17 protein-coding genes and 3 tRNA genes are annotated in these 18,940 nt (G+C 35.2%); 13 read left to right on the forward strand and 7 right to left on the reverse strand.

Translation table 11 applies throughout. The annotated features are described in order from the left end of the window. Positions 1-53 precede the first annotated feature (53 nt). From tsaD to SIB89_RS02480, 8 genes are all read left to right on the forward strand, one after another. A complete protein-coding gene (gene tsaD, locus SIB89_RS02445; protein ID WP_412561022.1) occupies positions 54-1,076 on the forward strand; it encodes a tRNA (adenosine(37)-N6)-threonylcarbamoyltransferase complex transferase subunit TsaD in 1,023 nt (340 codons plus the stop codon). After that, entirely contained in the window at positions 1,076-1,537 is a 462-nt protein-coding gene (locus SIB89_RS02450; RefSeq protein ID WP_155087355.1) for a hypothetical protein, read from the forward strand. The genes tsaD and SIB89_RS02450 overlap by 1 nt, the downstream gene beginning before the upstream one ends. Before the next feature lie 98 nt (positions 1,538-1,635). Then, a complete protein-coding gene (locus tag SIB89_RS02455) occupies positions 1,636-2,265 on the forward strand; it encodes a peptidylprolyl isomerase (RefSeq protein WP_412561023.1) in 630 nt (209 codons plus the stop codon). After that, positions 2,265-2,969 carry a 16S rRNA (uracil(1498)-N(3))-methyltransferase gene (locus SIB89_RS02460; protein ID WP_412561024.1) on the forward strand — a complete coding sequence of 235 codons (705 nt, stop codon included), beginning with the start codon at positions 2,265-2,267 and terminating at the stop codon, positions 2,967-2,969. The genes SIB89_RS02455 and SIB89_RS02460 overlap by 1 nt, the downstream gene beginning before the upstream one ends. A gap of 3 nt (positions 2,970-2,972) precedes the next feature. Continuing rightward, positions 2,973-3,614 (forward strand): DUF4159 domain-containing protein, encoded by a 642-nt coding sequence (locus SIB89_RS02465; RefSeq protein ID WP_412561025.1) that lies wholly within the window; start codon positions 2,973-2,975, stop codon positions 3,612-3,614. Positions 3,615-3,724: 110 nt separating this feature from the next. Then, positions 3,725-4,174 carry a TrmH family RNA methyltransferase gene (locus SIB89_RS02470; RefSeq protein ID WP_412561026.1) on the forward strand — a complete coding sequence of 150 codons (450 nt, stop codon included), beginning with the start codon at positions 3,725-3,727 and terminating at the stop codon, positions 4,172-4,174. Between the two features lie 48 nt (positions 4,175-4,222). Further along, positions 4,223-5,311: an AI-2E family transporter gene (locus SIB89_RS02475; protein ID WP_412561027.1), complete on the forward strand. Its 1,089-nt coding sequence runs from the start codon at positions 4,223-4,225 to the stop codon at positions 5,309-5,311. Between the two features lie 7 nt (positions 5,312-5,318). After that, positions 5,319-6,497, forward strand: coding sequence for a THUMP-like domain-containing protein (locus SIB89_RS02480; RefSeq protein ID WP_412561028.1), 1,179 nt, complete (start codon positions 5,319-5,321; stop codon positions 6,495-6,497). Here the strand turns inward: SIB89_RS02480 and pdeM are convergent. From pdeM to SIB89_RS02505, 5 genes are all read right to left on the reverse strand, one after another. Next, positions 6,487-7,134 (reverse strand): ligase-associated DNA damage response endonuclease PdeM, encoded by a 648-nt coding sequence (pdeM, locus tag SIB89_RS02485; RefSeq protein WP_412561029.1) that lies wholly within the window; start codon positions 7,132-7,134, stop codon positions 6,487-6,489. The two genes, SIB89_RS02480 and pdeM, sit on opposite strands and share 11 nt — an antisense overlap. Then, entirely contained in the window at positions 7,135-9,540 is a 2,406-nt protein-coding gene (locus tag SIB89_RS02490) for a ligase-associated DNA damage response DEXH box helicase (RefSeq protein WP_412561874.1), read from the reverse strand. Positions 9,541-9,584: 44 nt separating this feature from the next. Then, a complete protein-coding gene (locus SIB89_RS02495; protein WP_412561030.1) occupies positions 9,585-11,174 on the reverse strand; it encodes an ATP-dependent DNA ligase in 1,590 nt (529 codons plus the stop codon). Then, the gene (locus SIB89_RS02500) at positions 11,171-12,208 is read right to left on the reverse strand and encodes a ligase-associated DNA damage response exonuclease (protein WP_412561031.1); all 1,038 of its coding nucleotides are present in this window, start codon (positions 12,206-12,208) and stop codon (positions 11,171-11,173) included. Before SIB89_RS02500 ends, SIB89_RS02495 begins: the two co-directional genes overlap by 4 nt. 63 nt (positions 12,209-12,271) lie before the next feature. Next, entirely contained in the window at positions 12,272-12,865 is a 594-nt protein-coding gene (locus tag SIB89_RS02505; RefSeq protein WP_412561032.1) for a hypothetical protein, read from the reverse strand. 175 nt (positions 12,866-13,040) lie between these two features. Between SIB89_RS02505 and SIB89_RS02510 the strand changes: the two genes are divergently transcribed. From SIB89_RS02510 to SIB89_RS02520, 3 genes are all read left to right on the forward strand, one after another. After that, positions 13,041-13,124 (forward strand) — tRNA-Ser (locus tag SIB89_RS02510). Positions 13,125-13,150: 26 nt separating this feature from the next. Further along, positions 13,151-13,225: transfer RNA gene (locus SIB89_RS02515), tRNA-Pro, on the forward strand. 126 nt (positions 13,226-13,351) lie between these two features. Further along, positions 13,352-13,425: transfer RNA gene (locus tag SIB89_RS02520), tRNA-Arg, on the forward strand. Positions 13,426-13,465: 40 nt separating this feature from the next. On the opposite strand, the gene SIB89_RS02525 is transcribed toward SIB89_RS02520, so the two are convergent. After that, positions 13,466-15,514, reverse strand: a complete 2,049-nt coding sequence (locus SIB89_RS02525) for an HD family phosphohydrolase (protein WP_412561033.1) — start codon at positions 15,512-15,514, stop codon at positions 13,466-13,468. 113 nt (positions 15,515-15,627) lie between these two features. Between SIB89_RS02525 and SIB89_RS02530 the strand changes: the two genes are divergently transcribed. Continuing rightward, a complete protein-coding gene (locus tag SIB89_RS02530; RefSeq protein WP_412561034.1) occupies positions 15,628-16,806 on the forward strand; it encodes an acetyl-CoA C-acyltransferase in 1,179 nt (392 codons plus the stop codon). A gap of 9 nt (positions 16,807-16,815) precedes the next feature. Beyond that, on the forward strand, positions 16,816-17,565 hold the full coding sequence (locus SIB89_RS02535; RefSeq protein ID WP_155087339.1) for a C40 family peptidase: 750 nt from the start codon (positions 16,816-16,818) through the stop codon (positions 17,563-17,565). 52 nt (positions 17,566-17,617) lie between these two features. On the opposite strand, the gene SIB89_RS02540 is transcribed toward SIB89_RS02535, so the two are convergent. Then, positions 17,618-18,913, reverse strand: coding sequence for a tetratricopeptide repeat protein (locus SIB89_RS02540; RefSeq protein ID WP_412561035.1), 1,296 nt, complete (start codon positions 18,911-18,913; stop codon positions 17,618-17,620). Between the last annotated feature and the right edge of the window lie 27 nt (positions 18,914-18,940).

Genomic DNA, 18,940 nt, shown 5'->3' on the forward strand with positions numbered 1-18,940 from the left:
CAATGTTTTACCTTATCTGGTAAAATTAACAATTATTGTGCCTAATATCGACTATGGAAAAAGAAAATATTTATATCCTTGGTATTGAATCTTCTTGCGATGATACATCGGCTGCTGTACTATGTAACGACAGAATTTTAAGCAATGTTGTTGCAGACCAAAAAATACATGCAGAATATGGTGGTGTGGTGCCAGAATTAGCATCGAGAGCACATCAACAGAACATTGTCCCAGTTGTGCATCAAGCGCTTGAAAAGGCAGGAATTCCCAAGGACCAATTAAGTGCTATTGCCTTTACTCGTGGACCTGGTTTAATGGGTTCGCTTCTTGTGGGTACTTCCTTTGCAAAATCCTTGGCTTATGGTTTGGATATTCCATTGATTGACGTTAACCACATGCAAGCGCATATTTTAGCACATTTTATAGCTGAGGATAACCACAATAAACCACCTTTTCCTTTTTTGGCCATGACCATTTCTGGTGGCCACACACAAATAGTGAAAGTGACCAGCCATTTTGAAATGGAAGTCTTGGGAGAAACTATTGATGATGCGGTTGGAGAAGCCTACGATAAAAGCGGAAAAGTTTTAGGCTTAGGTTATCCTGCTGGTCCAGAAATTGACAGAAGAGCACAACTCGGAGACCCAAAAGCCTATAAGTTTACCAAACCAAAAGTTGATGGCTTAAATTTTAGCTTCTCAGGATTAAAAACTGCCATCCTCTATTTTGTACAGCGCGAAACGAAAGCCAATCCTAATTTTGTTGAAGAAAACCTGAATGATATTTGCGCATCCATACAATACACCATCATTGGTATTTTAATGGATAAATTAAAGCTTGCCGTAAAGCAAACTGGCATAAAGCACATTGCCATAGGTGGTGGTGTTTCGGCAAATTCAGGAATAAGAAAAGCCTTAAAAGACGCCGAAAAAAAACATGGTTGGACTACATACATTCCAAAATTTGAATATACCACAGACAATGCTGCTATGATTGCTATTGTCGGCTACTTAAAGTATCTGGAAAAGAATTTTGCTGATTTTGATGTAATGGCTACGGCTCGGTTGAAGATATAATGCTAAAACTAAAAACTCATAAATATTATTTCTTTTTAGCATTGCTAATGGCTTTAGCCTACTTAATATCTAAGCTTCTAAAATTGACTTTTGTTTTTAATATCGTTGGTACATATTCTGTCATTCTATATTCGGATATTTTTGTATTTATGTTTTTATCAGTTTTAATATTAGCCTTAATTTATTGGTCTCTTTTTAAAGGAAATATAAAGTTGATAGATGGTCTTTCTAAAATTCACACTACGATAACAATAGCTGGCGTTTTATTATTTACAATATTTTTAAGTTTTTATGATTTTGTCAGTCCATCAGGTGCAAATTCTCGATTTCCACTTTTTGACAATCCAATAAAAAATACTAAGGTATTAGTTACTATTATAGTAACAGTATCTGTTTCTCAGCTAATATTAATTTTAAATATTGTTATTAGTTTGGTGAAGTACTTTCAAAAAACAGATTAGGTTAAATTGTTAAAACATCTGTTGATAAGCTAAATCACTATAGCTCAATTTCACTTTAAAATTTATTTGTTTTGTGGTACAATCAATCTCTATATAACATGAAGCAACTTTTAGCATTACTGTTTTTTATTCCAGTCTTAAGTTTTTCACAAGATTCATTAGAACAAGAATTAGATTCCATAAGCACTAAGGAAGAAGCAAAAACATTTGCCAAAACCCATAAAAAAGCCAATAAGAGTAAGCTCTATACCTTCAATAAAGAAAAGCACAAAACACGATTGGCAGACGACCTTTTTAAACTCTCAAAAGGTGCCAAAAAAGTTGTAAAAAGCGAAGATAAAACCACCTATTATAAAATTATTGACAAAGAAAACGTGCTACACTACAGAGCCAGCTATATCTATTTTGATGGTAATAAAATGAGCCTGGAGGATATCAATAAAAAGAGAGCAAAAATTATGGCACAATACAAACAAGGCTATAGATTTGACGCTTTGGCAAAACTACACTCCATGGACATAAGTGCCAATCGTGGTGGTGATTTAGGCTGGTTTCCTGAAGGGAAAATGCACCCAGAATTTGAAGAAGCCATAAAAAATCATAATACTAATGATATTTTTACCTTAGACATTGAAGAAGGTAAATGGTATTATATTGTGCTTAAAACTTACGATGCCAAACCTATAGAAGAGATTACCGTTTTAAAATATACCGAAGCTACCGATTAATGCAATTATTCTACAACCCAAATATATCGGAAAACGATAGTGTATTTAGTTTCGATAAAGACGAAAGCCGACATATTGTAAAAGTGCTTCGTAAAAAAGTTGGAGACCAATTGCACATTACTAATGGAAAAGGCTGGCTGTTTGAGGCAGAGTTAATTTCAGCAGACGCAAAGCATTGTTCTGTGAATATTACTTCAAAAAATTTACAACCCAAACGGAATTTTCACTTGCACCTGGCCGTAGCACCAACAAAAATGAACGACCGTTACGAATGGTTTTTAGAAAAAGCTACTGAAATTGGTATTGAAGAAATCACACCGATTATTTGCGATAATAGTGAGCGCAAGGTTGTAAAACTAGAACGCTTTGAAAGAATCATTCAATCCGCTATGAAGCAATCTCTTCAATGTTATTTGCCAAAGCTTAATGCTCCAATGTCATTTCAGGATTTTGTAAATCAAGAATTTTCAGGTCAAAAGTTTATTGCACATTGCGAGGAAACTGATAAAAAATCTTTGAAATCAGAGTTGATAACAAATGAGGACTGTATCCTTTTAATTGGGCCAGAAGGAGATTTTAGTGTTAAGGAAATTGAAATGGCTTTGGCAGCTAATTATATTCCAGTAACTTTGGGTGATACGCGCTTACGGACTGAAACGGCCGCAATTACAGCTTGCCATTCCGTAGCTTTTGTAAATGGATAATTTATGAAAAACTTAATCGCTTTATTCGTAATACTTTTTACTTCCCAACTTTTTTCCCAAGACGTTGCAGTACTAAAATACAAAGGTGGTGGTGATTGGTATAGTAACCCAACAGCACTACCAAATTTGGTAAAATATTGTAATGACAACATTGACACCAATATCAATGAAAACATACAAACGGTAGAAGTTGGTAGTACTGATATTTATCAATTTCCGCTGTTGCATATGACAGGTCATGGCAATGTGTTTTTTGACGATGATGATGCCGAAAACCTAAGAAATTATCTCATTTCAGGTGGTTTTCTTCATATCGATGACAACTACGGTATGGAACCTTACATCACAAAAGAGCTCAAAAAAGTTTTTCCTAATAATGAACTGAGAGAAATACCAAAGGATCATGCTATTTTTAGTACTGCCTTTGATTTCCCAAATGGTTTACCAAAAATCCATGAGCACGACGGCAAATCACCAAAGGCTTTCGGGATTTTTCATGAAGGGAGACTTGTGCTCTTATTTACTTTTGAAAGCGATTTGGGTGATGGTTGGGAAGACCAAGAAGTCCATAACGACCCTGATAACGTACGCGAAAAAGCGCTTAAAATGGGCGCGAATATTGTGAAGTATGCTTTTGAAAACTGAATTGATACTTTAGAGAGGAAAACTAGAAGCTAGACTTCAACACTGACTACTTAAAATGCAACTCACCCATTACACTTCCAACTTTAAAAAACAAAAAACATCCCATTACTTTGGTATGTGACAACATTACCAACGCACCAAATATTGGGAGTTTGTTCCGTACAGCTGATGCTTTTGGTATTGAGCAAATTATATTCTGTGGAGATAATATTCCATTAGGAAAGCGCATGACCAAAACATCACGCTCAACGGAAAAATATGTGAATCATAAAGTTGAAGCGAATATTAACGAGGTTATTAAAAATTTAAAAGCAACAAACCATTATCTGATCGCTTTAGAAATCACTGAAAGTAGTACTGAACTCAGTCAGTTTACGTTAGAAACCGACCAATCTATTGTATTAGTATTAGGCGATGAAAATTTTGGAATTTCAGAACATGTAATAAAGCTGTGTGACGCTATTTTACATATCAATATGTACGGGAACAATAGTAGTATGAATGTAGTACAAGCCACAAGCATTGCGCTTTACGAATTAACAAAGCAACTCAATCTTTAAATTTGTCTTGCTGAATTTATTTCAGCATCTTTGAGTAAATTAAAACTAATGAATTCAAAAATCATCGCAAATGGTATTTTAAGAGCTTTAGGCATATTGCTGGCCATTGCCCTGATTTTATTCTTTCTTTATAAAATTCAAGTTGTTATAGTTTATATAGCGATTGCAGCTGTGATTTCGCTCATCGGAAGACCTATTGTCTTGTTTTTAAGACGGAAATTGAAGTTTAACAATACCATTGCCGTTGTAGTTACCATGGTCTTTTTTATTGGGTTATTGATTGGGCTCATTGGTATGTTTATTCCTCTAATTGCGGATCAAGGACAAAAATTATCGTTACTAAACCTTCAACAACTAGAGAGCAATGTTGAAAACCTCTATCAGCAAATCGTAACCTATTTTGAGTTCAATAATATTGACGTAGAACAATCTATTAAGGACTCTAACTTACTGTCTAAGCTAGATTTTTCATTGATTCCAAATTTCTTCAATGGTCTAATTAGCGGATTGGGAAGCTTTAGTATTGGCCTGTTTTCTGTTCTGTTCATTTCCTTCTTCTTTTTAAAAGACAGTAGGTTATTTGAAGACGGTATTATGACCTTCGTTCCTAAGGGCAACGAAATGCGATCTAAGCGCTCATTCACAAAAATTAAAGACCTATTGTCACGTTATTTTGTGGGTCTTATTCTTCAGATTTTTATTCTATTTGTAATCTATACCATTGTGTTATTGATTTTTGGTATTGATAATGCAGTTGTTATAGCATTTTTATGTGCTTTAATAAACCTTGTGCCTTATGTAGGTCCGTTAGTCAGTGGTTTTTTAATGCTTTTGCTAAGTATGTCTAGTAACTTAGGCGAAAGCTTTAGCTTGGTGATTTTACCTAAAACCACTTATGTAATGATAGGCTTTATCGCGGCACAGCTGATTGATAATTTTTTCAGCCAACCGTTTATATTCTCTAAAAGTGTAAAATCGCATCCGTTAGAAATTTTCCTTATAATTATTATTGCCGGAATTTTATTCGGTGTCGTTGGTATGATTGTGGCAATACCTGCATATACAGCCATTAAGGTTATTTTAAAAGAATTTTTATCAGAATACAAAGTAGTGAATAAACTTACCAAAGGATTATAGCTATAGTTTGAACAAGGCTATTTTAAATATTAAAGTACAGGAATTCATTAATTCGCATATCAATTCAGATGTTTCCAGTTTATTGTTGAAAGGTTTACCTTTTGAAGGTATTGATGCCAAACTGGTTATTGAACAGATTGAAGCGAGAAAACGTTCAGAAAAAAAGTTACCAACCTGGTTTAAAACTGAAAACATTTATTATCCCAACAAACTGAACATTGAGCAAACATCCTCTGAAATCACAGCACAATACAAAGCTGATTTGGTTTCTGGAAAAAATTTAATAGACCTCACAGGCGGCTTTGGTGTTGATGCGTTTTATTTTTCAAAACAAGTTGAAAATGTGATCCATTGTGAAATCAATACACATTTATCTGATATAGCAGCACATAATTTTGAGCAATTAAAAGTCTCAAATGTTGAATGTAGAAATGAAAATGGAAATGAAATCTTAAAAAAATTGGACCAGCAGTTCGATTGGATTTACATCGATCCTTCTCGAAGGGACGATTCAAAAAACAAGGTGTTTTTAATAACGGATTGTACGCCAAACGTTAAAACGTATCAGGGGTTATTTTTAAAATATGCAGAAAACGTGATGATAAAAACATCGCCTTTATTGGATATTTCTGCCACACTTTTAGAAATAAGTAACGTCAAGGAAATTCACGTCGTTGCAGTTAATAACGAAGTGAAAGAATTATTGTGGATTTTAGAACGCAACTATTCTGGATCTGTTTTAATTAAAACTATCAATATTCAAAAAGAAAACCAACAAACTTTTGACTTCTATTATGATGAAGAATCTACTGCAAAAGTTGATTATTCCAATACTCTAAATTTGCTGTATGAACCTAATTCAGCCATTTTAAAAGCTGGAGCCTTTAACTCGGTTAGTTCTGTTTTGGTAGTTAAAAAACTTCATAAACATTCACATTTATATACTTCTAAAACATTAATTGATTTTCCCGGAAGACGTTTCACTATTGAAAATGTTATTCCTTTTAATAAAAAGGCTTTTTCTAAATTAAAAATTCAAAAAGCAAATATCACGACTCGGAATTTTCCGCTATCTGTGGCGGACATTCGTAAAAAATTTAAAGTAAAGGATGGTGGAACTATATATTTGTTCTTTACAACCAATTTAGACGACGAAAAAATAATTCTAATCTGCTCTAAAATTTAAAAATCGAGGTATCTGTAAAGGCATAGCAAACCGAGTCCTTTGGCTGAGAGCGCGTGTTCAACCCAGTAAATAAGCTGAATGCAGGCAATATAATTTGATGTTCACTCACTTGGAAGCAAGGAAGTTTTAAAAATTGCTTGCCCTTACCTTTTATCCTTACACCAGGATGGGTATGACCTGAAATTGCAAATTGTTCTGAATGTTTTTTTAAATGCTCATGCACAAAGGTGAAAGGTGAAATTTCCAATTCTTTTTCAATCTCAAAATCAAACTTTGAAACTATGTTTTTTGAAAGTCTATCGTGGTTTCCTTTAATCAGAACGATTTGTAAATCTTCAAACTGATTTAGCCATAATTGAAAAGTGTCCATATCTACGTTAGCTTCCGCATGAAATAAATCACCAACAATCAATAGTTTTTGAGCCTTGAAATAAAGAATCAATTGTTTCAAACGTTCTAAATCGTTCTGAAGCACACCATCAGGCATGGGTATACCATGTTTTCTGAAGTGTGCGGTTTTGCCGATATGTACATCGGATAGAATGAGCGCGTTTTCACGTTTCCAATAGATGGCGCGTTGATTGGTGAGTGTCAACGTTTCGTTTTTTACGGAAATATTTTCGGTAATGATATTCAATTAATCAATCTTAAATGCTTGTGCCTTAATACGCTGAATTCGTTTATCCAAACTCTCGTTGCTCATAGTTCCTCGAAGACTATCAACTTTAAGCGGAAAGCTCAAAGGTGTAAAAGATTTAGCATGTTTCAAAACAATTTTACTTTTTGAAATACGCTCAAAAGCAGCTTGTAAACGTACCTCTTCTAATTGTTGGTTGAACACTTCCGTATAGGCTTGTTTTAATAACAAATTATCAGGTTCATAATCTTCTAAAACCCGAAAAATAAGTCCAGACGAAGATTGTAAACTTTTATTGTTCTTTCGAGCACCTGGTTGCGATTGCACTACCAAACCAGCTATTACTGCTATATCCCTAAATTTTCGAGATGCCATTTCTGACGCGTTAATACTCGCTATCACGTCGTCCATCAGATTTTCCTTGCTTAATAATTTTGAAATATTATCTTCAGTAACAGGAATCGGTTGGTCACTCAATAATTCAAAACCATAATCATTCATCGCAATTGTAAAGGTTAATGGCTTTAATTTACTGATTCTGTATGCCATCAATGCCGAAAACACCTCGTGTACCAATCTGCCTTCAAATGGATACATAAACAAATGATGACCATCTCTGGTCTCAATCATTTCAACTAGAAACTCATCATCTTTTGGAATATGGGAATGAGCATCCTGTCTAGAAATCAAAGGATTTAAAAAACGTAATTCTTTTTCTAATCGTCCAGGTTCAAGCGCATCAGATAATTTTAACCGCATAAAATGACTCAGGTGAGACGTCAAAGGCAAACGACCACCCAACCAACTTGGCGTCACGGCTTTTTTCGCTTTGCTTCGACGAACCAAAACGGTCATATCTTTAATTTGTGCCAACTCTAAAACACGTCCAGCCAAAATAAAATTGTCACCAGGCTTTAGTTTCGAAATAAAGAACTCTTCAATCATACCAATATAGCCACCAGAAAAGAATTTGACCATTAACATCACTTCACTCACAATAGCACCAATATTCATTCGATGTAGCATGCTAATGCGTCGGCTTTTTACTCTGTAAAGACCATCTTCATCTTTAATTACTTTATGAAATTCCTCATAAGAACTCAACGTTTTTCCGCCCTTAGTGATAAACTGTAAGCACCATTGCCACTCATCTTCGGTAATAAAACTAAAGGCATGCGTTTCTTTTATTTGAATAAATAGCTTTTTAGAATCAAATCCCATACCCACAGCGTTGGTTACAATAAACTGTATCAACACGTCAAACGTCATTACCATTGGATCGCGTGTTTCGATTTTATTTTGTTTCACAGCTTCCTTTAATGCCGAAACTTCCACCAATTCCAACGAATGGGTCGGTATAAAATAAATCTTGGAACGCTCATAAGGCGAATGACCACTGCGACCAGCGCGCTGCATAAAACGTGCAATGCCTTTAGCTGAACCAATTTGAATGACACAATCTACAGGTTTAAAATCCACACCTAAATCCAGCGACGAGGTGCAAACAACAGCTTTCAAGTAACCGTTGGAAATGCTATCCTCAATCCAATTCCGCAATTTTTTATCGATAGAACCATGATGAATTGCCAATAATCCTGCCAATTCTGGATTGGCATTAAGCAGCAATTGATACCATAATTCTGATTGCCCACGTGTATTTGTAAATATTAAAGTCGTAGTATTATTTTCTATAATAGGAAGAATTTTATCCACCATTTTGGCACCTAAATGTCCAGCCCACGGCAAAACTTCTATTTCATCTGGCAAGACCGAAACAATATCAATTTTCTTTTTTTGTTTTGCTTTTATTTGAGTGACTTTTAAATTGGGATATGGCAATAGAACATGCTTTGCTTCCTCAAGATTACCGATAGTCGCTGTTATTCCCCAAATTTGAAGTTTCGGTGAATAGCTTCGCAATTGCGAGAGTGCCAACTCTGTCAACACACCTCTTTTGTTTCCTAAAAGTTCGTGCCACTCATCAATAGCGACACATTTTACATTTTTAAACCAACGTGAATTCTTCTTTTGTGAAAACAGCAAATGCATAGTTTCTGGTGTGGTAAGTAATATATCTGGCATTAAACGTTCCTGTTTTCTTCTAACATTGGTTGGCGTATCGCCATTTCTAACTTGTACGGACCAATCCAGACCAATCTCATCAACGGCTTCCGTCATCGCTTTTGCTAAATCTTTTGCTAAACTTCTTAGCGGACTTATCCAAAGTAGTTTCAGACCTTTTGGATATTTATCTGGATTGTTAAGGTAATCAATAACGACAGCCAAAAACACAGAATATGTTTTCCCAAAACCCGTTGGTGCCACTACCATTCCGCTGTAGCCATTGGCATAACGCTGCCAAGTTTGCGTTTGAAATGGAAAAGGCGCTTGGGCTTTCTCCGCCATCCAATTGTGGATAATCTGTAATCCTATGCTCTCGTTGAATTTGCTCAAGGTGCAGTAATGAGTTGTTTCACATTTTCAATAGTGTCAATTTCTTCCACGGGTTTATCTTTTCGCCAACGTGAAATTCTTGGAAATCTCAAAGCTACACCAGATTTATGACGATTGCTGAGCGCAATACCTTCAAATGCAATTTCAAACACCAATTCTGGTTTTACAGTACGCACTGGTCCAAATTTTTCAATTGCATTTTTATTGACCCAACGTGAAATTTCCGTGATTTCCTTATCCGTTAATCCTGAATACGCTTTTGCTACCGTTACTAAAGCATCATCTTTCTTAACTGCAAATGTATAATCTGTATATTTTGAACTACGTCGACCACTACCCTTTTGCGCATAAATCATTACGGCATCAATCGTCAATGGGTCAACCTTCCATTTCCACCAATCTCCTTTTTTACGTCCTGTATGGTATGGTGAAGCTTTTTGTTTCAGCATTAATCCTTCACTATTAATGGCTCTTGAGTTTTCTCTTATCGCATGTAAGTCATCCCACTCTTTGAAATCAACAATAAATGATAATTTGAGTTGTGCAGGCAATGCTATCGAATTAAAAATTGTTTCTAAAATTTTTCGTCTTTCGGCAAAAGGCGTTTCCCTAATATCATCGCCATTGAATTCCATAATGTCGTAAGCATAAAAACCAATAGGAACTTCTTCCAGCAATTTTTTTGTGACATTTTTACGATTCAAGCGTTTTTGCAAATCGTTGAATAACAGCACTGCATTATCTTTCATGGCCAATATTTCCCCATCGATTACAAAATCATCACTAAAATTTGAAATCACTTCGACCAATTCAGGAAATTGCTGGGTCACCAATTCCTCACCACGAGACCAAATGAAAATTTCGTTATTTCGCTTTACGATTTGTCCTCTAATTCCGTCCCACTTTTGTTCAACAATCCAATCGTTAGGTTCACCTAATTCTGGTAATTCCTTTTCTAAAGCATAAGCTAAACAGAATGGATAAGGTTTAGAATTATCGTAGTTGATGTGGGTGCCTTTTATTAATTCTTCGAATGAAATGGAATCAATATCCCAATTTCCAATAATACTGTGCATCAGTTGATTAGCATCAATACCTGTAAGTTTTGCCAATGCATTTACCAATGTTTTTTTAGAAACACCTATTCTGAAACTGCCACCAATCAATTTGTTGAAAATAAGACGTTCCTGTTGCTGTAATCCTGACCAAGCTTCTAATACGAAGCGCTTTTTTTCTTCGTCACTTTTTGGCTTTAAAGCTTTGAGTTCTTTCATCCATTCGCTCAACGTCAAATCAAGCTGATGTGTTGGTTGCGGCAATAAAAGCGCAATGGTCTCGCCCAAATCACCAACCGTGCTGTAGCTTTCCAGAAATAACCATTCTGGCAGTTCTGTGATTTCCATGCACCATTGTCTCATCAATGCTGTTTTTACAGGACGTGAAGGACGTTTTCCTGTGAATAGTGCGATTAGCCACAATTTATCTTTGTCTGGTGCGGTCTCAAAATAATTGACCAATGCATCTATTTTTGCATTGGTTTTATTGGTGATTTCTATGGCTGATATGAGATTGGAAAACTGCTTCATTCGGTTTCAGCCTTTTCAGTTTCCTTTTCAGCTTGTGCCATTTGTTCGTCTCCGTATTCGGTTTTTAGCTCATCAGCTTTTATTCCTATTTCATTTAGATATTTTGAAAATATCGCTTGAGAACCGTGAGTGACATAAACCTGTTCGGCTTCTGTGGCTTTAACTGCTGAAATCAAACCATTCCAATCTGCATGGTCACTAACTGCAAATCCTGCATCCACAGCTTGCCAACGACGGTTGCCACGAATTTGCATCCAACCTGAACATATGGCCGTTGCTGCATTAGGCACACGTTTCAACATTCGAGAGCCCAACAACGCTGGTGGTGCAATAATAATTTTATTTTGAAGTGTTTTCTTATCTAAATCGGCTGACCAGAGTTTTGTTTTTGGCAAATCTATTCCTGAACCTTCGATGGCATTATTCAAGTTTTTAATGGCGCGATGCACGTAAATTTCGTCGCAACCATCCAACAAAGACATTAAGCGCTGCGCTTTCCCTAATGAATATCCTAGAAACACTGAGGTTCTATTGTTAGATTGATTGGTTTTGACCCAGTTTTGTAGGTCGTCTTGTAATTCTTTTTCTGACTTCCAATTGTATATCGGTAAACCGAAGGTGCTTTCGGTAATAAATGTGTGGCATTTTACAGGTTCGTATGGTGCTGAAATGAAGTCTGGCTGCGTTTTATAATCACCAGTAAACACGACCACGTAGCCTTTATATTCTAATCGGATTTGTGCCGATCCTATCACATGACCAGCAGGATGAAAACTCACTTTTACGCCATTAATAGTTATTGGGTCTTCATAACCTAAACTTTCAATTTTTATATCTGCTCCAATGCGGTGTTGAAGAATAGCTTTAGAGTCATGTTGGCATAAATAGCGTTTCATTCCCCAACGTGCATGGTCTGCGTGACCATGGGAAATTATAGCATAATCAACAGGAAACCATGGATCTAAATAGAATTTTCCTTGCGGACAATAGATGCCTTTTTTCGTAAATTTAATGAGTGGATTTTCTTTTGGCATAGCAATACGAAGCTATTGAAAAATGACATATTCTATTGACAAAATAGAGTTAAATTTTAACTGTTATAAAAACCCCTTTTGAGAAATAATAATGTCATCGCCCCAAAGTTTAACCAAATAAGAAATATCAATTGGAAAAAATGATGACGAGCCATCTGTGTTATATTTTACAGGGCATTCAATACGGTTACCATCAACTATTCTACATTTATTTTTACCATTATCTGAAATAAAAATATCTTTAGAATCCAATTTATCATAGACCTTCTTTAAATCGATAATTGCATATTTAAGAAAAGTTGTTGACTTATTAATTTCTGCTTTAGTGCTATCTATGATGCCGTAGGTGAAATAATGTGCTTTTATCTTATAGTACTCAGACTCATGACGGTCTTCAATTTTATTTTCATCCCTTCTATATCGGATTGTAAAATCAGAAAACCCTTTATATTTTTTATCCCTAAAGCGTTCTTGAATTGTTTTAATTTCATTTCCGCATCTAAACACATAGTCGATACCGTCCATCATATCTATATATTTGGCATAATCTTTTCTAAGCTGAACTTCAGTCCATTGCAATGGTTTATAAATTATGTTAGTAGCCATATGCTTGTGCACATAGTCAGTGAAGGCCCTGTCATTTTTATATTTAGACATAATGAGATAAATTTAAGTATATAATTGTCGTTATCAAAGTCATTAGAAATTTGACAAAAAATTCAAAAAATTTGTTGCGTTCTTTAATATGAAAAGTTACATTTGCACCCGCTTAACAGGTAAAAGAAATTTTATTTGTTGTTTGTGGAATTTTAAGAAATGTTCTTTTAATTTTGGAGAGGTGCCAGAGTGGTAATGGAGCAGATTGCTAATCTGTCAACGCGTAAGTGTTGCCCGGGTTCGAATCCCGGTCTCTCCGCAATATTGAATTGATAACCAATTTTTCGGGGTGTAGCGTAGCCCGGTTATCGCGCCGCGTTTGGGACGCGGAGGTCGCAGGTTCGAATCCTGCCACCCCGACAAAAAGCTTAAATAAGATTTTGTTGAAAATTTATTTTCATAAAAATTTGTTTGAAGCTTTTGTAAAAAGCAACGCTTTTTACAATAACCTATTTTCAGGATCAACGTAGTTAATCCTTGAAGAAGGGTCGCGTAGCTCAGCTGGATAGAGCATCTGCCTTCTAAGCAGACGGTCACAGGTTCGAATCCTGTCGCGATCACATTAAGCCTTACTAGAAATAGTGAGGCTTTTTTGTTTTATTACTCAGGGTATTCAATTCTAAGGTGGTATATGTTTGCCAACTTATGCTTTAGTACTTTTTTAATGGACTGAATTTCCTTAAATGTAATGTTGGCATTTAGAAACTGACCATTTTCCATTTGCTTGTCTATAATACTCTCTACAAAGTCATTAATTTTTGTAGTTGTAGGTTCTTTGAGGCTTTTTGAAGCAGCTTCAACACTGTCGCACATCATTAAAATAGCCGTTTCTTTACTAAAAGGCTTTGGTCCAGGGTAAGAATAATCCTCTAATTTTAAATCTTCATTTTCTGCTTTTTCCTTCATATAAAAATAATACACCATACTTGTACCATGGTGTGTTCTTATAAAATCAATCACACGATCTGGTAAATTGTGCTTTTTTGCAATCTCTATACCTTTTATAACATGATTTACTATAACTCTGGCACTTTCGCGATTCGATAATTCATCATGCGGATTTATGCCTGTACTCTGATTTTCAGTAAAATAAGTTGGATTTTTCATCTTACCAATATCATGATACAAAGCGCCTACCCTTACAAGCATAGCATTTGCTCCAATCTCATTTGCAGAAGCTTCAGCTAAATTGGCCACGTTTAAAGAATGATGAAAAGTTCCAGGTGCTTTATTAGAAAGCTCCTTTAATAATTTTGTGTTTGTGTCTGAAAGTTCAAGTAGGGATACGTCAGAAACCAGTCCAAATACCTTTTCATAAATGTATATTAAGGGTTGTACAAATAATGTTGCCAAACCACATAATATAAACAGGCCGAAAGTTTCCCATTTTAAGCTTGTTACCTGCCCTTCTTGAATTACAAAAAATGCAAAATATGCTATTATATAAATAAGTGTTATTTGACCTACTGAAATAAATAAATTAGCGCGCTTATATAATTCTGAAACGGTAAGTATAGTTACAATTCCCGCGATTATCTGTAAGAACATATACTCATAACTATTAGGTACTATAAATCCTAAAAGCAATACGGTAAGCACATGTGCAAAAAGCCCTAACCTAGCATCAAAAAATGCCTTTAACACCAATGGTAAAATACAAAGTGGTACAACATAGATATACTGAGAATTATAGCTAATTACCAACGTAGTTAACAGAATCATTATAACTACATTGAAAAATATAAAGGTGACTTTTGTGTTGTTCAAAAACACCTCCATACGGTACTTTCTTAAGAATAATAATAACATCAAAAGCGCTAATGCAACCAATAAGGTGTATGCGACAAGCACCCAGTTATAATTTGCGGTATTCCAAACTTGGGATTCATACTCAGATTTTAAGGAATTTAATATTATATACTCTTCATCCTCAACGACTTGACCTTTTGAAATAATGAGCTGATCTTTATCTATACTACCTCGGGTTTGGGAAATTTGAGAAAGTTCTTCCTCTAAGGCGTTTTGGGTTAAACTCTCGTTTAGTGTAATATTCGGTTTTACAATATCAAAAAAGAGAGAGATAATTTTATTACGATCTGCAGATGGTGATTCTGAAAAATGATCATCAAGACGTTGTCGCAATTGTCCGATTTCAATTAAATCTTCATACTGTAGTTGCTTTTCAATTGTGTTTGAAGATACTAAAACCACTGGCTTAGTGTTGGGGTAATTATAGTCCGTATCTAAAATGCCGTTAGAATACAGCAAATCAACAAAAGATCTTCCTTTCTTATATAGACTAGATTCATTGGTGTTTAAATCTAATGTGTCTTTAAATGTTTGATTGAATTTTTTTAAATATTCTGACAGCACTAAATCCTTAACCTCAGTATTTAAATCAAAATATACTGAAGCGTTGTTTTCTACCTCCAATCTTTCGCTCTCAATCTCCTCCTGTGCTTTTTTTATCGCAAAATTAAAAGGGGCATATAAGTTTTCGGACTGCCAAGGCTTTCCTTTTTCAAAAGAAAATCTAAACTTCCCTGTCTTAGGAAACAGATAGACTATGAATAATGTAGTGGACAGAAACAATAGTATTTTATATACTAATGCATGATTTTTGTACCATTTGTTGAGAAGTTCCTTCATACACAATCAAAAGTAAGAAATAATAAAATTTTAGGCTGCTATAATCCTAATTACATTCTAAAATCTCTCAAAAATTGATTAATTTCGCAGCAACTAAATTAAACATAAATATAATGAACAAGGATGTAGTTATTGTATCTGCTGTAAGAACACCTATAGGAAGTTTTTTAGGAAGCTTATCTAGTGTTCCGGCACCAAGATTAGGCGCTACTGCAATTAAAGGAGCTTTAGATAAAATTAGTTTAAAACCTGAATTGGTTGATGAAGTATTGATGGGAAATGTTGTACAAGCAGGTACAGGACAAGCACCTGCAAGACAAGCCGCCATTTACGCAGGTATTCCAGATACAGTGCCTTGTACTACTATTAATAAAGTTTGCGCTTCTGGTATGAAAGCCATTACTCAAGCTGCCCAAGCTATTCAACTTGGAGATGCGGAAATTGTTGTAGCCGGTGGAATGGAAAACATGAGTGCAATACCACACTACTACCATGCAAGAAGTGCTACTAAATTTGGACCTGCAACACTTGAAGATGGTATGCAAAAAGACGGATTGGTAGATGCCTATGAAAAACATGCCATGGGAGTTTGTGCGGATGCTTGTGCCACAGAATATAAGTTTAGTAGAGAAGATCAAGATGCATACGCAATCCAATCTTATGAGCGCTCTAAAGCAGCTTGGGATGCTGGTAAGTTTGATGATGAAGTCGTTCCTGTTGAAGTGCCACAGCGTCGCGGTGAGCCTATAATAGTTAATCGAGACGAAGAATACACCAACGTAAAGATGGAAAAGATTCCTACTTTACGTCCTGCCTTTACCAAAGAAGGTACGGTTACCGCTGCAAATGCATCCACTATTAATGATGGTGCGGCAGCAATGGTACTGATGAGCAGGGAAAAGGCTAATGAATTAGGATTAAAACCAATTGCAACTATAAAAAGTTATGCGGATGCAGCACAAGAACCTAAATGGTTTACTACTGCGCCTGCAAAGGCATTACCAAAGGCGTTAGCTAAAGCAAATATTGAGTTAAAAGATGTTGATTATTTTGAATTTAATGAAGCTTTCTCAGTTGTTGGTTTAGCAAACATGAAAATTTTAGGATTATCCGACGAAAACGTAAACGTTAATGGTGGTGCAGTTTCATTGGGTCATCCTTTAGGATGTTCTGGTGCAAGAATCCTTGTTACCCTAATTAATGTATTGCATCAAAATAATGCCAAAATTGGTGCAGCTGCTATCTGTAATGGTGGTGGTGGTGCATCTGCAATGGTCTTAGAGCGCGCTTAAAACTTTTCTATGCAATACGGCATTTGCAATTTAGGAATTGTACCCATACGATTAGAACCTAGCGATACTAGTGAAATGGTAACGCAAGCTCTGTATGGTGATCAGTTTAAAGTGCTTGAGCAACGAAAGAAATGGAGCCGTATTCGTTTTGCCTATGACAAATACGAAGGGTGGATAGATAATAAACAGTATCTAGAGATTGAAGAATCTCAGTACAAATTATTATTAGAAGCAGATATAAATTTATCGAAAGATTTAGTAGAATTTGTTTCCGATGCATCAAATAATCTCTACCCAATTCCACTTGGGTCAGATTTAAATAGCTTAGAGCTTCTTAAGCACAAATTTGATGGTAATAGGTTGACATCAAAAAATGAAAAGACCAACATAATCCAAACATCTTTTTTGTATTTGAATGCTCCGTATTTATGGGGAGGAAAAACACCCTTCGGAATTGATTGTTCTGGTTTTACACAAATGGTTTATAAGCTAAATGGGTATAAATTATTGAGAGATGCTTCTCAACAAGCAGCTCAAGGTATGGCTTTAAGTTTTATTGAAGAGAGTGAGCCTGGCGATCTAGCGTTTTTTGATAATGCCGAAGGTGATATCATCCACGTAGGTATTATTATGGAAAACAATTACATTATCCATGCACACGGTAAAGTGCGAATAGATCGTTTAGACCATAGTGGTATCTATAATGTTGACAAAAACTCACATACACATAGGCTAAGAGTCATTAAAAAGATTGTATAAAAAAAGCGACTATTTTGGTAATAGTCGCTTTTTAATTTTATAGTTTCAAAGATTAATTTCCACCAGAACCAGCTTCAATTTCTTCAACTTTTGCTCTCATCTCCTTAAACTTTTCAGTTTCACCTAATGCGCTGTATATATTCTTCAATTGACCAAGAATATCAAGATTTTTGGTATTAGGGTTTTTCTCTACATAATTTTCTAGATGTTCTGCAGCTTTTTGAAAGTGCTCATTCTTTTGAGATCTCAATTCCTCATAGCGTTTGTTATCAGCTGATGATGTACCTAATGAATTCATTTCGTCATTCAGTGCATTACCTCTATTGATTTCTATAGCAGACAAATTTAAAGCTGCATCGGCATAACTTGGCTTATACTTTAAGGTTTTATTAAAAGCTTCAATTGCATAATCGTATTGCTCAGCTTCCATTGCCAATACACCTACATTATAATTTAATTCAGGATTTTCTGGGTCCATATTTAAAGCTTCCTTATATAACTCAGCAGCTTTATCTGTATTACCCAATTGAAGATAAACATTACCCTCTGAAAGAATTAAATTATAATCATTAGGATTATCTTCTTTTGCATCTTGGATAGCACTTAAGGCTTTTTCATTTTCACCTTTAGTAACATAAATGATGGCTATATTTTTTACTATGTCCGCTCTCCTAGATTCTGACTGGGCATCTCTAGGCTTAACATGGGTTTTTAGTGTCTTTACAGACAAATCTCTACCTGCTTTATCAGCAAATATTTCTTCTTCACCAGTCTCTTTATTAGTAGCATAGTAGTTCATTTTAACACCAGTATAGCCTAAATCTTTTAACTGAATAAAATAATCTAAGGCTGTGTCATAATCTTGATCTTCTACCGCAGAATATGCAGCATTGAATAAGTACATGGTGTCCTGAGGTGAAACTCTGTAAATCTTCTCAAACCTCTTTGCGGCCGTTTTGTAATCCTTATTATTAAAAGCATTATTAGCTTTAGTTATAAAAGAATTGAACATCTGGGATTTCATTTCGTTAGCCTCTTCAGTATACCTGAGTTTGCCCATTCCAGACTCTAACTCCTTAAGTTGGTCTAAAGTAGCAATTGCTTCGTCAACATTTGCATCGGTACCGGCACCATTAGCGTATAGTGCTTGAGCTTTAAGGAAATAAAATTTTGCCTTGGTCTTATCATCCATATTTCCAATTAATACTTCTGCAGCTGCTACAGCAGATTTAGCATCAGCAAAATTTGAATTTTTTACTGCTTTTTCAATAGCTTTTACTTCACTCTTTTGTGCAAAAGACATAGATGTAATAGCCAAAAGCAACATTAATGTCATAAATTTTTTCATCTTGTAATAAATAATTTTGTTGTTAAT

The sequence above is a fragment of the Winogradskyella sp. MIT101101 genome, from assembly GCF_047126865.1.
Lineage (GTDB): Bacteria > Bacteroidota > Bacteroidia > Flavobacteriales > Flavobacteriaceae > Winogradskyella > Winogradskyella ouciana.